The following is a 17609-nucleotide window of genomic DNA, read 5'->3' as shown; positions in this document are numbered from 1 at the left end:
GGTATGGTCCAGATGACCTTCGACGGGATCATCACCGCAGCAAACGAAAAGTTTCTCGAGATCTTCGGATATCGCGAAAAGCAGGTGGTTGGTTTTCACCACCGCATGTTGTGCGATCATACTTATGCGCAGTCGCACGAGTATCGTAAGTTCTGGGCACAGCTGGGCGAGGGTCTGACGATGGCCAATCGCTTCAAGCGCGAACATCGTAATGGCGGCACCCTGTGGCTTCAGGCAGTCTACACGCCCATCTTCGATGCCGATGGCAAGCCTGCCCGAGTGCTCAAGATCGCGACCGATATAACGCGACAGACGGAGCTCGAACTGGAACTCGACGACCGCCTACGCGACAGCGAGCGGCTGCGAAAGGAACTGGTGGAGGCTTCCAACATCAAGGAAGCGACCATTTCGGACATCGGCAAGATCGTTCGCACGATCGAGGCTGTCGCTGACCAGACGCGCCTTCTGGCACTGAATGCATCGATAGAGGCTGCGCGGGCTGGTGAAGCGGGCCGCGGCTTTGCCGTCGTCGCCGATGAGGTCAAGAAACTGTCCCTCACGATCGGCGAGGCGACGAGGCAGGCCGAGGGTCTGATGAAAAATGCCCTTGAATCCAAAAATCCGTCCACCCCGGCCAGGCCGGAGGGACGGATTAAATTGGTCGCCTAAGCTGCCCGCTTATCAGTCGGCCAGTCGCTGCAGCAGATAGATCATCTGCAGCGCTTGAAGTCTGGCGCGCTGTTCGTTGTCCACTCCGCCGGAATGGCCACCGGTGGTGTCTTCGAAATAATAATAATCCTGTCCCAGTTCCTTAACCCGTGCAGCGCCCTTGCGAGCATGGGCAGGATGGGTGCGATCGTCCGCAGTCGACGCCCAGAAGAATGGAGCAGGGTAATCCTTGCCTTCCAGCAGTTTCTGATAGGGAGAATAGGGTTCGATCCAGGCGCGCTGTTCTGGAATGCGTGGATCGCCATATTCGCCGATCCACGACGCGCCGCGTCCAATCTCGTGATAGCGCAGCATGTCGAACAGCGGGATCTGGACGATTGCCGCGTTGAATAGCTCAGGTCGCTGGGTGAAGGCCGTGCCAACCAGCAATCCGCCCTGCGAGCCACCCTGGATACCGAGGTGCTCGGGACTGGTGATGCCGCGTGCGATCGCGTCTTCCGCGATAGCAATGAAATCGTCCCAGGTGCGCTGCTTGTTTTCGCGAATTGCCGACTGGTGCCAGTTCGGGCCGAATTCGCCGCCCCCACGCATGTTGCCGAGGATGTAGGCTCCGCCACGCTCAACCCAGATCTTGCCGATCGAACCGAGGTAAGACGGTAGGCGCGGAACCTGAAAACCGCCGTAGCCGGTCAGCAAGGTAGGATTGGTGCCATCCATTACCATGCCCTCGGGTTTGACGAGGAAGTACGGAATCTTCGTCCCATCTGCGCTAGTCGCTTCGAACTGCTCGACTTCCATCCCGGTCGCATCGAAGTTGCTCGGGGAAGTCTTGATCACTTCGGGCGCGCCACTGCCGTCGGAATAGTAGAGGGTCGACGGGGTGAGGAAATCGGTCACCGAATACATGATCTCGTCGGACCCATCGGAAGCCGCCGCTACCCCGAGTGTCGAATTATCCGGTAGCGCGATTTCTGTGGAAACCCACTTGCCGTCCACATAGTCGAACTTGAGAACCCTGCCTCGAACATTGTCGAGAAGGCTTACATAGAGGCTTTCTGCCGTATTCGCCGCGCCTTGTTTGGTCTGCTTCGCTTCCGGCGCCCAGACGAGCGCCTTGGTCGCGCCATTCGGGTTGGCCTTGAACTCTTCCAGATCGACGGAAATCAAGGCATCCGCTGGGAATGTCTGACCCTGCGTTTCCCAATCCACATCGGTCGAAAAGAGCAACTGGCCGTCTATCAGGCCATAGGGCGCTGCTTTGAGCGGCATGTCGAGGCGCAGCCACTCGCCGTCTTTCTGCCAGAAGTATTCGGTTTCGTGGAAGCTGGTTGCGCGGAATGCATACGTGCCATGTACAGTGCCGGTATGATCGCGCAGCAGCGTTGCTCCCGACCAAACGTCCGCTTCCTCGCCGCGCCAGATTTCTTCGGCTTGGTCGATGGGCGTTCCGCGTTTCCAAACGCGTGTGGTCCGTGGATACTGGCTTTCCGTGAGTGTGCCTTCACCGAAATCGCGGCTGACGAGCAGTGTATCCTTGTCCAGCCATTGGATGCCGCCTTGGCTTTTTTGATCCAGGACGAAGCCTCCATCGACGAAGGACTTGGTCGACATATTGAATTCGCGAAGCACGGTGGCGTCCTCGCCGCCGTCGGATAGCGCGATCATACAGAGGCGCTCTTCTGGCGGCAGGCAATCGTAACCTTTGTAGACCCACTCCCGGCCTTCGGCCTTGGCGAGTGCATCCACATCGAGAACGGTTTCCCATTGTGGATTGTCGGTTCGATAGCTTTCCAATGTGGTGCGGCGGACAAGCCCGCGTGGATTCTGCTTGTCCTGCCAGAAATTGTACAGTCCGTCGGGCCGGATCGACACGTAGGGAATGCGATCTTCACTATCGTAGATTGCAAGCGCTTCGGCCTTGACGGTGTCGAAACGAGGGTCGCCCGCCAGCAACTCCGTAGTGCGTTCGTTTTCCGCCCGCACCCAATCAAGAGCCCTGTCGCTGCGCGCTTCTTCGAGCCAGATGTAGCTGTCTTCCTCAGGGCCGGGAATGCCATCTTGAGCAATTGCGGGAGTGTTCGTTGCAAACGTCATGGCAGCCGCAATGGCCAGCGCAGATACGAGTTTCAAGGGCATGTCTCCGAAGAAGCTTGGAATGACCTCAGAGTGACGGCTCGTCACCGGAAATTCAAGCTTCCGATTGTCAGTCGATCCGCTTCCATACTCTGATTGTGCGTCCGTGGAGGACGCCATTGGTCAATTCGCGATAATGGTCTGTTACCGCTCGCTCGACGAGCTGCCCTGCATCTTCGTTTTGGATCGTGAATTTTGTATCAGCGGTCACGATGATCGGCGGCCGGTTCGCAAGAATGCGTGCCACCTCGTCGGTCTGCTCTACGCCGAGGGCATTTCGCTCTAGAGCGTTATTCAAGTGATCAGGGTAGATGTAGCGGGTGGGCAGGCAGCTACCGCTGAGCGTGTAGAGCGATGTCGGTCCGTCGAAGACCCACAGACATTCGGTCTTATTGTCGACATTCGGCGCTATGGCTCGTGACAGCCTGTTCAGCGTTGCGCTCTGTTCTTGCGACTTTGCGTATTGTTGCGGCAAGGACAGCGTAGCTGCTGCACCTGCAAGGACGATTGCCAACGGTATCCAGCGTGCTTTTGTCCGGCAGTCGATGAGCGGAAGGGCTACCAGGACCGCGTTTGGAACCAATGCCGCGTAATAATACCGATAGACGGTCGAGGGCAGAAAGACCGTCGCAAGAGACGCGAAAAGCCAGAAAAGAATAAAGATATAGGTTTGGCGTTCGCGCGGTGGACTTAATCGGATCGCTGCGTAACCGCCGAGAACGATCAGGACGACGAGCGGCGATACAAATGCGGTGTGATCTATATCGAGTCTGCCACTTGGAGAAGGCAGGCGATCGAAAAACGACGTGAAATTGGCGAACAGGAAAGCATCGAAGTGACCGATGCCAGTGTAGAAGGCGCCTACGGCGATTGTTGGCAATAGGCCCAGAGCGGCGAATGCAATCCCTGGCCGCCAGAGTTTAGGCACCGGCGCGCCAAGTTTGTACTGCCCCCAAAGCGCCCACATACCAAAAAAGATACATTGCGGAACGACAGTGTATTTCACTTGCAAGGCCAACCCGCCGATCAGCATCGCTGCGAGCGCGCGGCGAAAGGCCCGAGGATGGGCAGGATCGCGTACCAGCAGTGCCATCGCCAGCATCATGGGAACATAGAACGCCTCCGACTGGCCGGAATGGCTGCCGTAAGTCGACATCAACACCACATAGAGCAACCCGGCGCCGGAGGCTGTCACCCGGTCGACGAGAACACGGGACAGTACATACATCATCACCGCGCCAGCTAATGTGAATAATCCGGCGAGGACCTGATATGAAGCAGCCGCCGGACCGCCGACGGCATGGGCCAGAGCGAAGAGTGCAAACAGGCCGAACGGTTTTCGATCCCACAGATCGACAAATGGTAGTTTGCCGTCGAGCATCGCATTGCCGATGAGAGAATAGAGCTGCTCGTCGACGTCGGCATTTGCATTCCCGATCCACGGCGCGCGAACCGCGATTACCGCCAGCAGCAGGACGATACACGCGGCGACATCGGCGCGCCTCGATTTCCTGATCGGCTCGGTTTGGGGGAGCGAACTCATGACAAGCATATGTCCCGGCAATGGTTAAATTACGCGTAACCACGCTCCTCAGTGCCAAGTCTGCTCCGAAACGAAAAAGGGCGACCCGTGGGCCGCCCTTCCTGTTTATTCTGTCGTATGAGCTTCAGCCTTCGACATGCTCCGCGAGCACCGTCAGTCCCTTTTCGCTGACTTCCGCAAAGCCGCCGCGCACCTCGATGCTTTCCGGTGCGGCCCCTTCGGTCTTGTAGACCTGCACGGCGCCGTCGCGGATCGTGGACATGAAGGGCGCGTGACCCTCGAGCACGCCGAATTCGCCTTCCGCTCCGGGGACGACGACCATGTGGACGTTTTCGGAGCGGACCAGCTTGGCCGGTGTGACGAGTTCGAAGTGGAGGGCCATATGCTTACGATTCCTCGGCCAGCTTCTTGGCCTTCTCGACCGCCTGATCGATGCCGCCTACCATGTAGAAAGCGGCTTCCGGCAGGTGATCGTATTCGCCTTCGACGACGGCCTTGAACGACTTGATGGTGTCTTCGAGCTGGACGAACACGCCCGGAATGTTGGTGAACACTTCGGCGACGTGGAACGGCTGGGACAGGAAGCGCTGGATCTTGCGGGCACGGGCGACGGTCAGCTTATCTTCTTCGCTGAGTTCGTCCATACCGAGGATGGCGATGATGTCCTGCAGGCTCTTGTATTTCTGCAGTGTTTCCTGGACCTTACGGGCCGTTTCGTAGTGTTCCTGGCCGACGACGCGGGGTTCGAGCACGCGGCTGGTGGAGTCGAGCGGATCGACGGCCGGGTAGATGCCCAGTTCCGAGATCGCACGGCTCAGCGTGGTCGTTGCGTCCAAGTGGGCGAACGAGGTTGCCGGGGCCGGGTCGGTAAGGTCGTCGGCGGGAACGTAGATGGCCTGGACCGAGGTAATCGAGCCCTTGGTGGTCGAGGTGATGCGTTCCTGCAGATTGCCCATGTCGGTCGACAGGGTGGGCTGATAGCCCACGGCCGAAGGAATACGGCCGAGCAGAGCCGACACTTCCGAACCCGCCTGTGTGAAGCGGAAGATGTTGTCGACGAAGAACAGCACGTCCTGGCCTTCCACGTCGCGGAAGTATTCCGCCATCGTCAGACCCGAAAGAGCGACGCGGGCACGGGCGCCCGGAGGTTCGTTCATCTGACCGAAGACGAGCGCCACTTTCGAACCGTCGGACGTTGCGTTGCCGTCCGCGTCCTTGGCGATGACGCCAGCGTCGAGGAATTCGTGGTAGAGATCGTTACCTTCGCGGGTACGTTCACCCACGCCGGCGAAGACGGACACGCCGCCGTGGCCCTTGGCGATGTTGTTGATCAGTTCCTGGATCAGAACCGTCTTGCCAACGCCGGCACCGCCGAACAGGCCGATCTTACCGCCACGCGCATAGGGAGCGAGAAGGTCGATCACCTTGATGCCGGTGACAAGAATGGCCGCTTCGGTCGACTGGTCGATGAACAGCGGGGCTTCCGCGTGGATCGGCATCGTCTGGTCTGCGCCGATCGGGCCGCGTTCGTCGATCGGCTGGCCGATGACGTTCATGATGCGGCCGAGCGTCTTCGGTCCAACCGGGACCGTGATCTGTGCGCCGGTGTTGACGACTTCCTGGCCACGAACGAGGCCGTCGGTGCCGTCCATCGCGATGGTGCGAACGGTGTTTTCACCGAGGTGCTGCGCGACTTCGAGAACCAGCGTGTTATCGCCGTTCTTCGTTTCCAGCGCGGTCAGGATGCCGGGCAGTTCACCTTCGAACTGCACGTCGACGACGGCGCCGATAACCTGGCTGATGGTGCCATTGGGCGATTGGTTGAGTACGGGAGCGGTGGCCATGATCTATGTCCTGACTTGGGGTTTATCGCGTCTTAGCCGACGCAAACATTTTCCGGATCGGCAAAGGTCCATTCGCCTTCGCCAGCAGTGAGTGTTGCCTTGTTACGCAGGTATTCGTCGTCACCGAGGCCGAATTCGCAGACGACGTCCGGAGAACCCATGCCGGAGCGCTTGCAGACTGCAGTGTTGACGGGCTTTTCGTCGGGGCAAGCTTCTGCATACTTGACCGAAAACAGTTCCTGATCGGGGGCGGGCAGCGTTTCGACCGGTTCGGGCGTCGCGACTTCTGCCACGGGCTGTTCAGCCGGTTCGTTGCCACATGCAGCAAGCAGGGCGAGAGCGGCGAGGGCGGGGATAGTCTTGATCATCGTAGTATGGCTCCGGTCAGCGTTCTGCGACACTTTCCGGCATCCTCTCCATTTATATCTTACAGCGCTTCCGCGCCGGCAATGATTTCGATCAGTTCGGTCGTGATCGCGGCCTGACGGCTGCGGTTGTATTGAATGGTGAGCTTCTGGATCAGATCGCCGGCATTGCGCGTGGCATTGTCCATCGCGGTCATCGAAGCGCCCTGTTCGGAAGCTTCGCGTTCCAGCAACGCACCGAACAGCTGGGTCTTCACATACCGTGGAAGCAATTCCTCGAGAATTTCCTCTTCGCCCGGTTCGTATTCGACGACGGCATCGCCGCCGGTGGACGCTGCTGCAGGAGCAGGCGAAGGGACCGGGATCAGCTGATCGACCGTCGGATCCTGCGCCAGTGCAGACTTGAAGATCGGATAGATGAGGTGCGCGACATCGAATTCGCCATTCTCGAAACGCGCAATCAGATCATCGGCAATAGCCTCTGCTTCTTCAAACCCGATATTGCGCACGGCCGAGGTATCGAAATGCTTTTCGATGCTGCTGGCAAAATCGCGCTTGATCGGGGCGCGGCCCTTCTTGCCGACGAGGTAGAACTTCACGTCCTTGCCTTCGGCAATAAGCGCCCGGGCCTTGATCTTGGCGGCCTTGACGATGTTGGAGTTCAGACCGCCGCACAGACCCTTGTCGGTGTTGACGACCACCAGAAGGTGACGCTTGTCATTCCCGGTGCCGGCCAGCAGCCGGGGTGCGCTGTCGCCGCTGACCTTGCCGGCGAGCGAAGCCATGACACCCGATAGCCGTTCGGCATAGGGGCGTGCAGCTTCAGCCGCAGCCTGAGCGCGACGCAGCTTGGCCGCTGCGACCATCTGTTTGGCCTTGGTGATCTTCTGGGTCGATTTGACCGAGTTGATCCGACCCTTGAGTTCCTTGAGGCTAGCCATTTCGGCTCCCTATCTTAGTGTCTCGTGGACTCAGGCGAACTGCTTGGCGAAGGTCTTCAGCGCGTCGACGACCTTGTTCTTGGTGTCGTCTTCGAACTTGCCGGTGGTGCGGATTTCTTCGAGCACGCCAGCATGTTCGGACCGCATGAAGCTCAGCATCTGGGCTTCGTAATCGGTCACGCGGTCCACCGGAACATCATCGATGTAGCCGTTTGTGCCAGCGAAGATCGACACGGTCTGCTCTTCGAACGGCATCGGCGAGAACTGCGGCTGCTTGAGCAGTTCGGTCAGGCGCGCACCGCGGTTGAGGAGCTTCTGCGTTGCGGCGTCGAGGTCCGAGCCGAACTGCGCGAAGGCAGCCATTTCGCGGTACTGTGCGAGGTCGAGCTTCATCGAGCCCGAGACCTTCTTCATCGCCTTCGTCTGAGCGGCACCGCCCACACGCGAAACCGACAGACCCACGTTAATGGCGGGACGGATACCCTGATAGAACAGGTCCGTTTCGAGGAAGATCTGGCCGTCGGTGATCGAGATCACGTTGGTCGGAATGTAGGCCGAGACGTCGCCGGCCTGCGTTTCGATGATCGGCAGTGCGGTCAGCGAGCCGCCGCCTTCAACCTTGTTCATCTTGGCCGCACGTTCGAGCAGGCGGCTGTGGAGATAGAACACGTCGCCCGGATAGGCTTCACGGCCCGGAGGACGACGAAGCAGCAGCGACATCTGACGATAGGCAACGGCCTGCTTGGAAAGGTCGTCGTACACGATGACGGCGTGCATGCCGTTGTCGCGGAAGAATTCGCCCATCGCAGCGCCGGTGTAGGGTGCGAGGTACTGCAGCGGAGCCGGTTCCGAAGCGGTTGCGGCCACGACGATGGTGTATTCCATCGCGCCGTTTTCTTCGAGTTGCTTCACGATCTGTGCAACGGTCGAACGCTTCTGGCCGACGGCGACGTAGATGCAGTAAAGCTTCTTGCCTTCATCGTCGGACTGATTGGCTTCCTTCTGGTTGATGAAGGTGTCGATCGCGACAGCCGACTTACCGGTCTGACGGTCGCCGATGATCAGTTCGCGCTGGCCACGGCCAACCGGGACGAGGGCGTCGATGGCCTTGAGGCCCGACTGCACAGGCTCGCTGACCGATTCACGCGGGATGATGCCGGGAGCCTTCTGTTCGACCAGACGACGCTCGGTCGTTTCGATCGGCCCCTTGCCATCGATCGGATTGCCGAGAGCATCGACCACGCGACCAAGAAGGGCCTTGCCGACGGGAACGTCCACGATGGTGTTGGTGCGCTTTACGCTGTCGCCTTCGCCGATTTCCTGGTCGGAACCGAAGATAACCGCACCGACGTTGTCGGCTTCGAGGTTGAGTGCCATGCCCTGAACGCCATTGGCGAATTCGATCATTTCGCCGGCCTGCACGTTATCGAGGCCGTGGATGCGGGCAATACCGTCACCCACCGACAGCACGGTACCGACTTCGCTGACTTCGGCTTCAGTACCGAAATTGGCGATCTGGTCCTTGATGACCTTCGAGATTTCTGCGGCGCGGATATCCATGATGTGTGTCCTTTAAGCCTTCATGGCCTGGGAAAGCGAATTGAGACGGGTGCGGATCGAGGCATCGAGGCGCTTCGAACCGATGGTGACGACGAGGCCGCCCAGCAGATCGGGGTCGACGTTCGTGGAAAGTTTTACGGTGCGACCTTCGCGGGCCGTCAGCTTGGCTTTCAGATCGGCGAGCTGCGCATCGCTGAGCGCATGCGCGCTGGTCACTTCTGCAGTGACTTCCCCGCGCTGTGCGGCGGCGATGGCGCGGAATGCGCGAATTACCTGCGGAAGCTGCGACAGGCGGCGGTTCTGTGCCAGCACGCCAAGGAAGTTCTGTGTCAGCTCGGAAACGCCCAGAAGGGCGGACACGCCCCACAAGGCCTTTTGCGCATTGGCGCGCGACACCTTGGGGTTGGTCGTGACGGCAGCGAGCTCGGGCGATTCGCCGAGCGCGGCCTCGATCTTGTCGAGGTCCGATTCGACCGCTGTCACGGTCCCGTTTTCGCTGGCGAGGTCGAACAGGGCCGAAGCGTAACGCCCTGCCAGGCTAGCCTGAATACCGGCGGAAATATCCACGCGCTTGAGGTCCTCTCGGGTCCGGAAGAAAAGTCTGTGCGAGCCGAGCCGTTCGCGGGCAGACAGGAGTCGCCCCGGCAAGGTCGGCGCGCGCCTAGCAAAGCCCCCCGTCAATGGCAAGCCGACTCCGGACCGGGAATCTGGACTCCGTTGTTAAAGAGCGTAAATTACGTGGCACAAAGAAACCAATCGCACGGGAGAGAAGCGATGGAGACCGTACCGCTGGCGCCGAAGTGCGGGGTCGAAATTACCGGTGTGAATCTGGCCAGTGTGGATGGCCGGGAACTGGATAGCATAAAGCAGGCGATCTTCACGCACGGTGTCGCCCTGTTTCGCGGGCAGGACGATTTCACACCTGACGCGCATATCGCCTTTGCCAGGAGGTGGGGCGGTACCGACATCAACAACTACTTCCCGCTGACAGACGATCACCCGGAAATCGCAGTAGTGCGCAAACGGGCGGATCAGGTCACCAATATCGGCGGCGGATGGCACACGGATCATTCCTACGACCAGATCCCTGCGATGGGATCGATCCTGGTCGCGCGCACGCTGCCCCCAAGCGGGGGCGATACGCTGTGGGCGCATATGGGCGAGGCTTATGATGCGCTGTCCGACGAACTGAAGCAGGAGATCGAGGGGCTGGAGGCGTTCCACACCGCCGACCACATATATGAAGAAGGCGGCCTATACGCGCAGACCGACATCGGCAGCGATTTGCGCGGCCAGGGGCTGAAGACGGGTGCGACCCATCCCATCGTAATCCGCCACCCGCAGACCGGGCGCAAACTGCTGTATGTAAATAGCGCCTTCACGATCAATATCGTGGGCCGGACACGGCAGGAAAGCCTGCCGTTGCTGCAACGTCTATACGAAGCCGCGACGCAGGCCGACAATGTCTGCCGCGTTGCGTGGGAAGCGGGGTCGGTGGCGATCTGGGACAACCGCACGACCTGGCATTTCGCGTCGAACGATTATCAGGGACATGCCCGCGAAATGCACCGCATCACGCTGACGGGTGAACCGCTGGCAGCCTGATCCGTCAGTTACGCGCCTTGCATTCGTAGACCAGGCGTTCGTTCGCCTGCTGCGGCAGCTTGCCGAGCACTTCGCTCTGCAGTTCGCCGAGCCGGGAGGCAGCACCTTCGCTGCCGCACTGGGGCGCTTCGAATTTGGCCCGGGCTTCGCGCGCTTCGCTCATTTCGCTGCGGGGAAGAAGATACCGTTCGCTGCGGAAGATGCGCCGGTCGGGATCGAAGCTGTTGACCGATACCGCCGCCTCGTCGTTGGGTACGAACACGCGGCTCCACGAACCGCCGGCAAAGCCATATTGCGTGCGTTCGTTGACACAGCCATCGGCGGTCCAGTCGAATTCCACGTCCTGCGTATCCGCACTGGTGATACGGCTGCGTTCGGGCACGAGCGTGCACAGCAGGGCCAGATCCTTGGCCTCGCCAGGTTCCGCATCGGACCCATCGGCGCCTTCCTGCATAGATGCCGCGACGCGGCGGTCGATTTCATCGAGGCCCGGGCGGGTCAGATAGGCGGCGAGGGCGATCAGAACGACGACGGCCGTCGCGCCGCCGACGATACGCAGACGCTTCTCGTCACGCTCGCCTGCGTCCTGCTGCCACAGGGCGAGCGCCCACTGGCCCAGGCCGAAGGCAACGAGCAGGAGCACGAAGGCAAGGAATACCCGGTCTTCACGCTCCATGATGACGGCCTGCTGCGCTTCGATCTGGGCGCGTTCGCGCCTGGCACGCGTGGCTTCGGTGCGTTCGGCCAGATCGGCGCGCGCCGCCATCTGTTCGCTCTGCATGCGTTCCCGCTCGGCCGCGTCGAGATCGGCCATGGAACGGCAGGTGGTATTGTTGACGCGGGGCTCGACCTCGTTTTCGCGCAGGAAGGGAAGAAGCTCGCGATTGGAGACGGCGAAATAGAATTCCGCATCGCCGCCATCGTTGTCGGCCCCGAAACTGTTCACCCCGACCACGCGGCCGCAGGCGTCGAGCAGGGGGCCGCCGGAATTTCCGCGCGCGATGGGGGCGGTGTGCAGGATGGTGTCGAACTGACGGCTGGGGCGCGCGCCCGAAATGAAGCCGCGGCTTTTCACCGGAGGCTGGCTGCGGAAGATGTCGCTGATGTCGAGCCCCTGGGCGCGGTCGACATTCATCGGATAACCGACGCTGGTTACCTCGCCACTGTCGGGCGGCAGCCCGCCGGCAATCGCCAGTGGGGGCAGGCGCAGATCGCCCGTGATCCGTATGAGCGCCAGATCGTTGCGCGTCGAAACGGCGATAAGCTGGCCATAGACCGCCTCGCCCCCGCCAGTGGGGACGATGCCGATCTTCATCACCTCGTCACGCAGCGCGTCGCGCACGACATGGGCGTTCGTCACGACCTTGTCCGGGGCGACGGCGAAGCCCGTGCCGTGGCTGATCGGGAACAGCTCGCCATCCTCTTCGCCGATGATGACGACGCGCACCACACCGCGGGCGGCCGCATCGATATCGGCAGGATCCGCATGGGCCATCGCCGGCGCGAAGAGCGTGAGCAAGGCGGCAAGGAGGAGTGGAAGGCGTCCCATCGGAGCCGCCTTGTGAAGATCATTGGCTTTGATCGCAAGATGCGGGATGCATCGCGCGGGGGACTGGCGCACATCGGCGTTCCATGCGCTATAGGGAGGCTGCCGTGACCATCACCGACGACATTGCCTGGGCCGCCGTCATGCGGCGCGACCGAACCTATGACGGGCGCTTCGTCACCGGCGTGCTGACCACGGGTATCTATTGCCGGCCATCCTGCGCCGCGCGACATCCGGACCGGGGCAATGTGCGCTTCTTTACCGATTGTGCGGCGGCGCGGGCGGCGGGCTTGCGGGCGTGCAAGCGCTGTCTGCCGGACGATGTCGGGCGGGACGAGGCAGCCGTCCTGGCCGCGATCGACGAGATCCGCAATGCGCAAGACGTCCCTTCGCTCGCGGTTCTGGCCGAGTTGACCGGCTATTCGCCGACGCATTTCCAGCGCATCTTCAAGCGCGCGATCGGTCTTTCGCCGGCGAGCTACGCCCGGGCCCTGCGCGAAGAACGTGCGCGCAATTCCCTTTCGGCCGGTGAAAGCGTGACCGGCGCAATCTATGAGGCCGGCTATGGATCGGCATCGCGCTTTTACGAAGATACGAAAGGACGGCTGGGAATGACGGCAAGTGCATGGGCGAACGGCGGAGCGGGCGTGACGATCAACTGGGCGGTGGTCGAAACGAGCATGGGGCCGATGCTCGTCGCAGCAACGCAGAAGGGCGTCTGCCGCCTGTCGTTCGGCGAGGACGAGAGCGAGCTGGCACACCGGTTCCCGAAGGCCGAGCTTGTGGAAGGCGGCGACGCGTTCGCAAAATTGCTCGCCGAGGTCGTGGCCAGCGTCGAGGCACCGGGTGATTTTTCGCATATCCCGTTGGACGTGAAAGGAACCGCTTTTCAGGAGGCGTGCTGGGACGCGCTGCGTGCGATCCCTCCCGGCGAAACGCGCACTTATTCGGAAATCGCCGCGGCGGCAGGCAATGCCAAGGCCGTACGCGCGGCAGGGAGCGCGAATGCAAAGAACAATGTGGCCGTTCTGATCCCGTGCCACCGCGTCGTGCGCAAGGGCGGCGACCTGGGCGGCTATGCTTATGGCCCCGATATCAAGCGCGAATTGCTGAAGCGGGAACGGAGGTAAGGGCGGTCGCCTTGAGAACAGGCGGAACGATCGGGCTTGAACTGCGAATGATTCGCATTAACTGAGGTCGATGAGCACGAGACCAAGCCCGCGAACCCTTACAGTCCAATCCAGCCAGCGCCTGTCCCCATCGATGATCCGCATCACGCTGGGCGGCGATGAGCTGAGAGACTTTCCCACCGGCTTTGCAGGCGGTTATGTCAAACTCATTCTGTCGCCACCGACTGCAACATCGAAAGCGGTGATTCGAACCTATACGATCCGCCATCAACGCAGTGATGCCATCGACGTCGATTTCGCATTGCATGGAGGAGAAGCCGCAGGGCCAGCGACACGCTGGGCCCTATCGGCAAAGCCGGGTGATACCGTCCTGGTCGGAGGGCCTGGATTGCCCAAGCCCCTGCCGGAAGATCGCGACTTCTATCTTGTCGCTGGTGATATGACCGCTTTGCCAGCCATCAGCGTCAACCTTTCTGCTCTTCCTGCGAATGCTCGGGGATTAGCCGTCATCGAGATACAGGATGAGGCAGACCGACCGGACATCATCGCTCCCGAAGGGATGCGGATCCGTTGGCTTATCAATCCGGAACCGGGACGGTATCCCGATCTCCTGGTCGACGCGCTGCGATCGATCGGGCAGCCTGAAGGAAAGATCGCCGCGTGGGCAGCGTGCGAATTCACCTCGATGCGGAAACTGCGCGATTACCTGCGCGGTCAGATGGGCCTTGGCGGGGACGATCTTTATATCTCGAGTTACTGGAAGCACGGACTGATCGAAGACGAACACAAAGAGATCAAGCGGGCGGATGCAGATGCTCAGCTGGTATCCTGACTGCATGAACGACCGATAGAAAAAGGGCGGACCGTGAGGCCCGCCCTTTTCGCTGACAGATCGGTTCGGATCAGAACCCGGAACCCATCCCGTCTACACTCTTGCTGACGAGGATGTTGACGGCAACGCGGCGGTTCTGCGCTTTGCCGGCTTCGGTCGTGTTATCCGCCGCCGGATCCGCCTCGGCCATGCCGGTCGGCGTCATCATGCGATACGGGGCCCACTTGCATTCCTGCTGGAGGAAGTTGACGACGCGCGCCGCGCGCTTTTCGCTGAGTTCCTGGTTGAACTCGTAATCGCCGGTCGAATCGGTGTAGCCGACGACGAGGAGCAGGGCGTTCGATGTTGCATCTGCCTGGCCAGCGGCCTGACACAGTTCGGCCCGCGCGGAATCCGACAGGGTGTACTTGCCCGTGTCGAAATAGACGTTGGTGACGCCCTTCACGTTGTATTCGTCGATATTGGCGACCCGGCCACGCAAAGCCTCGGTGGCGGCTTCGTTGGAAGCAAAGCGCTGATCCGTTCCGTTATGAATCATCCGCGCCGTCTTGAGGTCCTTGCTCTTGAGCGCGACCTTGGTCGCGATCAGACCGCGATTGGCCCATTCGACCGTCTGCACTTCGACAGGCAGACCATTCAGGAGATCCGCAGGGGGCAGGGTATCCTTGTTAAGGCCGAGGAAGCCGCCGCTGCTGCGGATTTCAGTCGCCGGGCTGATCGCTACGATGGTGCGCGCGCCATCGACAGTGGTAACCTGCATCTTGTCGTCCGTGCGAGCGGAAATGACGCCTTCGACGGTCGGGCCATCGGGCATGCCGGACAGATCGCTGGGAGTGGTGCCGGTGACAGTGGTTAGAACTTCACCGTCCTGACCGTCCTGCGGTGCGATTTCTTGTGCGTAGACACTACCGGTCACAGGCAGAGTCAGTGCGGCAATTATGGCCAATGTCTTCGAACTTTTGGAAATGGCAGTCATAATCTTCTCCTTAAACCGTCAACCGCATGTGCCATGTGCCCGGACCAAACCTGTCCGGTGCACCCCCTCCGTTAAGCATATGCGGGCAAATGAGCCCCCTTTGTCCATCATCAATCACATGCGGCACACGGCCGCGGGTCCGCACCGGTGTGCAGGTCGACCTTATGCGCAAATGAACGTCCCCCCATTTGTCTCCAAACGAGTCGTCAATCTGACCTCAATATGCGGTGAAGCGACGTTCAGGAGGTCGCAGCGTTAACCATCTTTGCGGCGAGCCCAGCCCGAACGGGCCTGAGTCAGCGTGTCGAGGAAGCGATCTGCACTGCGCAGATAGTCCCGCTGCTTTTCAGACCCCATCCGATCCCAATTGGCGTAAATCCGGCCGATCCGCCGGTTCTTTTCCAGCCGGTCACGGTGCCGGTGCATAAAGTGCCAATATAGTGGGTTGAACGGGCATGCGCCGTCGCCGGTCTTCTTGGTCGGCGAGTATGCACAGCCCGCACAGTAATTACTCATCTTGTTGATGTAGTTTCCGCTGGCGGCGTATGGTTTGGACGCGAGCTTCCCACCATCGGCATAAAGGATCATGGCCGACACATTGGGCAGTTCGACCCATTCGTAAGCATCGGCATAAACAACAAGGAACCAGTCCTGTACGTCGCGCGGAATTATACCCGCTAGCAATGCAAAATTGCCGAGCACCATCAGGCGCTGGATATGGTGCGCATGCGCGTTATCGCGCGTCGAACGGATACAGTCGGCAAGACAGGCCATGTCGGTTTCGCCTGTCCAGTAGAATTCGGGCAGCCCCCGTTGCGCATTGAGTTCATTGGCAGTCTGCAAATGCGGCATCTGGTTCCAATAGAAGCCGCGCACGTATTCTCGCCAGCCGATGATTTGCCGGATGAAGCCTTCCACCGAATTGAGCGGCGCCTTGCCGTCACGATAGGCTTGCTCGGCGCGATGGCAGAGATCGAGCGGGTCGAGCAGCCCGAGATTGAGGCTGGTGGACAGCATAGAGTGAAACAGGTCGTCCTCGCCCGCGACCATTGCATCCTGATAGGGACCGAAGCATTCGATCCGTTCGGCGAAAAACGCGTCGGCAGCGTCTTCTGCTTCCTCGCGCGTGACGGGCCATTCGAATTTCTCGAGGCTGCCGAAATGATCGCGAAATCGATCTTCGACCAGTTCGATGACCTGCTGTGTGATCTGGTCTGGTTCGAACTTCGGGCGTTCCGGCGCGGCAAGGCCTTCCTTAGGTGGCTGGCGGTTTTCGCTATCGTAGTTCCATTCTCCGCCTTCGTGCCTGTTCCCATCCATCAGCAGGCCGGTCTTTCGGCGCATTTCGCGATAAAAGAACTCCATCCGCAATTCGGTGCGGCCTTCGGCCCATTCATCGAATTCCGGCTGGGGGCAGATGAAGCGGTCGTCTCGCAGGATCTGCACGTCGCAGGGGAATTTATCGGGCCATTGTTCCATGTCCTGGCGGACCCGCCATTCGCCCGCTTCCACGACCCTGATCAGGCGCGGTGCATGGTCTTCGACCGCGCGGGCCAGTTCGCCAGTAAAGCTGCCCGCATTGTCTTTGTCGTCGAGCTTGACGTAATCCACCGTCCAGCCGGCTTCGCGCAACTCGTCGGCGAAGTGGCGCATGGCTGAAAAGATCAGGGCGATCTTCTGCTTGTGATGTTTGACGTATGTTGCCTCGTCCCAGACCTCCATCATCAGGATGATGGTGTCGTCCTTGGCGCAACCACGGATCGACGCGATTTGGCGACTCAGCTGATCGCCGAGTATGGGAACGAGAACGGGGCCGGGCATTGCCGTTTCAATGCCCGGCGTCCGTCTTGGTGCCTCAGAGTTTCGCGATCGTTTCTTTTGCCGCTTCCATTCCAGCGGCGATCGCCTCGGGACCGAAGCCAGCTTTTTCGACGCGCACGAAATGAAGGTCGTCCACCCCGATAAAACCGAAGAAAGTCGTCAGCAGGCTTTCCTGGTTTTCCGCCATCTGATCGTTGGAATATTCGCCGCCACGCGCCGATGCGATCACGACCTTGCGACCGCCCGCCAAGCCTTCCGGTCCAGCTTCCGAATATTGGAACGTGACGCCTGGCACGCCGAGGCGATCGAGCCATGCCTTGAGCTGCGAGGGGATGGTGAAATTGTACATCGGCGCGCCAACGATGACGATGTCGCTCGCGAGAAATTCGTCGAGCACCGCGCGCTGGTCGGGATAGGCAGCCGCAACGGCTTCTTCATGCGTGTCGGGCGCAGTGCGGATCGCCTTGGTGGTGATCGGGTCGATATGAGCGAGCGGTTCTGCGACGAGGTCGCGGGTGACGAGCGTGGCATCGGGATGTTTGGCCGTGAAGTGAGCGACCAGCTCGTCGGTCAGCTTGCGGCTGATCGATTGATCGCCGGTGGTCGAACTGTCGATGCGAAGGATTTGCACTATTGAAACTCCG

At 60.5% G+C, this 17609-nt stretch carries 16 protein-coding genes and 1 pseudogene; 5 read left to right on the top strand and 12 right to left on the bottom strand.

The features are described 5' to 3' along the window. Positions 1-3 precede the first annotated feature (3 nt). Together K3177_RS15630 and K3177_RS15625 are read left to right on the top strand one after the other, a co-directional pair. Positions 4-321 (top strand): annotated as a pseudogene (locus K3177_RS15630) (PAS domain-containing protein); the annotation flags it as partial. 54 nt (positions 322-375) lie between these two features. Next, positions 376-669 (top strand): methyl-accepting chemotaxis protein, encoded by a 294-nt coding sequence (locus K3177_RS15625; RefSeq protein ID WP_255548849.1) that lies wholly within the window; start codon positions 376-378, stop codon positions 667-669. A gap of 12 nt (positions 670-681) precedes the next feature. Here K3177_RS15625 and K3177_RS07235 read toward each other — a convergent pair whose 3' ends face one another. The 8 genes from K3177_RS07235 to K3177_RS07200 form a co-directional block, all read right to left on the bottom strand. Continuing rightward, positions 682-2799, bottom strand: a complete 2118-nt coding sequence (locus tag K3177_RS07235; protein ID WP_345725370.1) for a prolyl oligopeptidase family serine peptidase — start codon at positions 2797-2799, stop codon at positions 682-684. A 73-nt stretch (positions 2800-2872) separates the two neighbouring features. After that, the gene (locus tag K3177_RS07230; RefSeq protein WP_221597719.1) at positions 2873-4183 is read right to left on the bottom strand and encodes an ArnT family glycosyltransferase; all 1311 of its coding nucleotides are present in this window, start codon (positions 4181-4183) and stop codon (positions 2873-2875) included. Between the two features lie 286 nt (positions 4184-4469). Then, positions 4470-4727, bottom strand: a complete 258-nt coding sequence (locus tag K3177_RS07225; RefSeq protein ID WP_196846525.1) for an ATP synthase F1 subunit epsilon — start codon at positions 4725-4727, stop codon at positions 4470-4472. Positions 4728-4731: 4 nt separating this feature from the next. Further along, positions 4732-6189 (bottom strand): F0F1 ATP synthase subunit beta, encoded by a 1458-nt coding sequence (gene atpD, locus K3177_RS07220; protein WP_103024836.1) that lies wholly within the window; start codon positions 6187-6189, stop codon positions 4732-4734. Between the two features lie 32 nt (positions 6190-6221). Further along, the gene (locus tag K3177_RS07215; protein WP_103024835.1) at positions 6222-6557 is read right to left on the bottom strand and encodes a hypothetical protein; all 336 of its coding nucleotides are present in this window, start codon (positions 6555-6557) and stop codon (positions 6222-6224) included. A 59-nt stretch (positions 6558-6616) separates the two neighbouring features. Next, positions 6617-7495, bottom strand: coding sequence for a F0F1 ATP synthase subunit gamma (locus tag K3177_RS07210; protein WP_103024834.1), 879 nt, complete (start codon positions 7493-7495; stop codon positions 6617-6619). A 30-nt stretch (positions 7496-7525) separates the two neighbouring features. Next, positions 7526-9055: a F0F1 ATP synthase subunit alpha gene (gene atpA, locus K3177_RS07205; RefSeq protein WP_221597718.1), complete on the bottom strand. Its 1530-nt coding sequence runs from the start codon at positions 9053-9055 to the stop codon at positions 7526-7528. A gap of 12 nt (positions 9056-9067) precedes the next feature. Further along, positions 9068-9622, bottom strand: a complete 555-nt coding sequence (locus K3177_RS07200) for a F0F1 ATP synthase subunit delta (protein WP_103024831.1) — start codon at positions 9620-9622, stop codon at positions 9068-9070. Positions 9623-9829: 207 nt separating this feature from the next. On the opposite strand from K3177_RS07200, the gene K3177_RS07195 reads away from it, so the two are divergent. Further along, complete coding sequence (locus K3177_RS07195) at positions 9830-10660, top strand: TauD/TfdA dioxygenase family protein (RefSeq protein ID WP_221597717.1); 831 nt, start codon at positions 9830-9832, stop codon at positions 10658-10660. A gap of 4 nt (positions 10661-10664) precedes the next feature. Here K3177_RS07195 and K3177_RS07190 read toward each other — a convergent pair whose 3' ends face one another. Continuing rightward, entirely contained in the window at positions 10665-12209 is a 1545-nt protein-coding gene (locus tag K3177_RS07190; protein WP_221597716.1) for a S1 family peptidase, read from the bottom strand. A gap of 83 nt (positions 12210-12292) precedes the next feature. On the opposite strand from K3177_RS07190, the gene K3177_RS07185 reads away from it, so the two are divergent. Then, positions 12293-13336, top strand: coding sequence for a bifunctional transcriptional activator/DNA repair enzyme AdaA (locus tag K3177_RS07185; RefSeq protein WP_221597715.1), 1044 nt, complete (start codon positions 12293-12295; stop codon positions 13334-13336). A 70-nt stretch (positions 13337-13406) separates the two neighbouring features. Beyond that, positions 13407-14168 (top strand): siderophore-interacting protein, encoded by a 762-nt coding sequence (locus tag K3177_RS07180; protein WP_221597714.1) that lies wholly within the window; start codon positions 13407-13409, stop codon positions 14166-14168. A gap of 70 nt (positions 14169-14238) precedes the next feature. Here the strand turns inward: K3177_RS07180 and K3177_RS07175 are convergent, their stop codons facing one another. The 3 genes from K3177_RS07175 to K3177_RS07165 form a co-directional block, all read right to left on the bottom strand. After that, on the bottom strand, positions 14239-15144 hold the full coding sequence (locus K3177_RS07175) for an OmpA family protein (protein ID WP_221597713.1): 906 nt from the start codon (positions 15142-15144) through the stop codon (positions 14239-14241). 255 nt (positions 15145-15399) lie between these two features. After that, positions 15400-16965 (bottom strand): cryptochrome/photolyase family protein, encoded by a 1566-nt coding sequence (locus K3177_RS07170; RefSeq protein WP_221597712.1) that lies wholly within the window; start codon positions 16963-16965, stop codon positions 15400-15402. Between the two features lie 34 nt (positions 16966-16999). Then, a complete protein-coding gene (locus K3177_RS07165; RefSeq protein ID WP_221597711.1) occupies positions 17000-17596 on the bottom strand; it encodes an FMN-dependent NADH-azoreductase in 597 nt (198 codons plus the stop codon). Between the last annotated feature and the right edge of the window lie 13 nt (positions 17597-17609).

The sequence above is a fragment of the Qipengyuania pacifica genome, from assembly GCF_019711555.1.
In the GTDB taxonomy this organism is placed as follows: domain Bacteria; phylum Pseudomonadota; class Alphaproteobacteria; order Sphingomonadales; family Sphingomonadaceae; genus Qipengyuania; species Qipengyuania pacifica.
The sequence above is the reverse complement of the archived record's forward strand: the minus strand, read 5'-3'. Positions and strand labels throughout refer to the sequence as shown.

Coding starts and splice junctions, on each gene's coding strand:
- K3177_RS07230 (WP_221597719.1), bottom strand. CDS start 4,183: ATGCTCGACGGCAAACTACCATTTGTCGATCTGTGGGATCGAAAACCG.
- K3177_RS07225 (WP_196846525.1), bottom strand. CDS start 4,727: ATGGCCCTCCACTTCGAACTCGTCACACCGGCCAAGCTGGTCCGCTCC.
- atpD (WP_103024836.1), bottom strand. CDS start 6,189: ATGGCCACCGCTCCCGTACTCAACCAATCGCCCAATGGCACCATCAGC.
- K3177_RS07215 (WP_103024835.1), bottom strand. CDS start 6,557: ATGATCAAGACTATCCCCGCCCTCGCCGCTCTCGCCCTGCTTGCTGCA.
- K3177_RS07210 (WP_103024834.1), bottom strand. CDS start 7,495: ATGGCTAGCCTCAAGGAACTCAAGGGTCGGATCAACTCGGTCAAATCG.
- atpA (WP_221597718.1), bottom strand. CDS start 9,055: ATGGATATCCGCGCCGCAGAAATCTCGAAGGTCATCAAGGACCAGATC.
- K3177_RS07195 (WP_221597717.1), top strand. CDS start 9,830: ATGGAGACCGTACCGCTGGCGCCGAAGTGCGGGGTCGAAATTACCGGT.
- K3177_RS07190 (WP_221597716.1), bottom strand. CDS start 12,209: ATGGGACGCCTTCCACTCCTCCTTGCCGCCTTGCTCACGCTCTTCGCG.
- K3177_RS07185 (WP_221597715.1), top strand. CDS start 12,293: ATGCGCTATAGGGAGGCTGCCGTGACCATCACCGACGACATTGCCTGG.
- K3177_RS07180 (WP_221597714.1), top strand. CDS start 13,407: ATGAGCACGAGACCAAGCCCGCGAACCCTTACAGTCCAATCCAGCCAG.
- K3177_RS07175 (WP_221597713.1), bottom strand. CDS start 15,144: ATGACTGCCATTTCCAAAAGTTCGAAGACATTGGCCATAATTGCCGCA.
- K3177_RS07170 (WP_221597712.1), bottom strand. CDS start 16,965: ATGCCCGGCCCCGTTCTCGTTCCCATACTCGGCGATCAGCTGAGTCGC.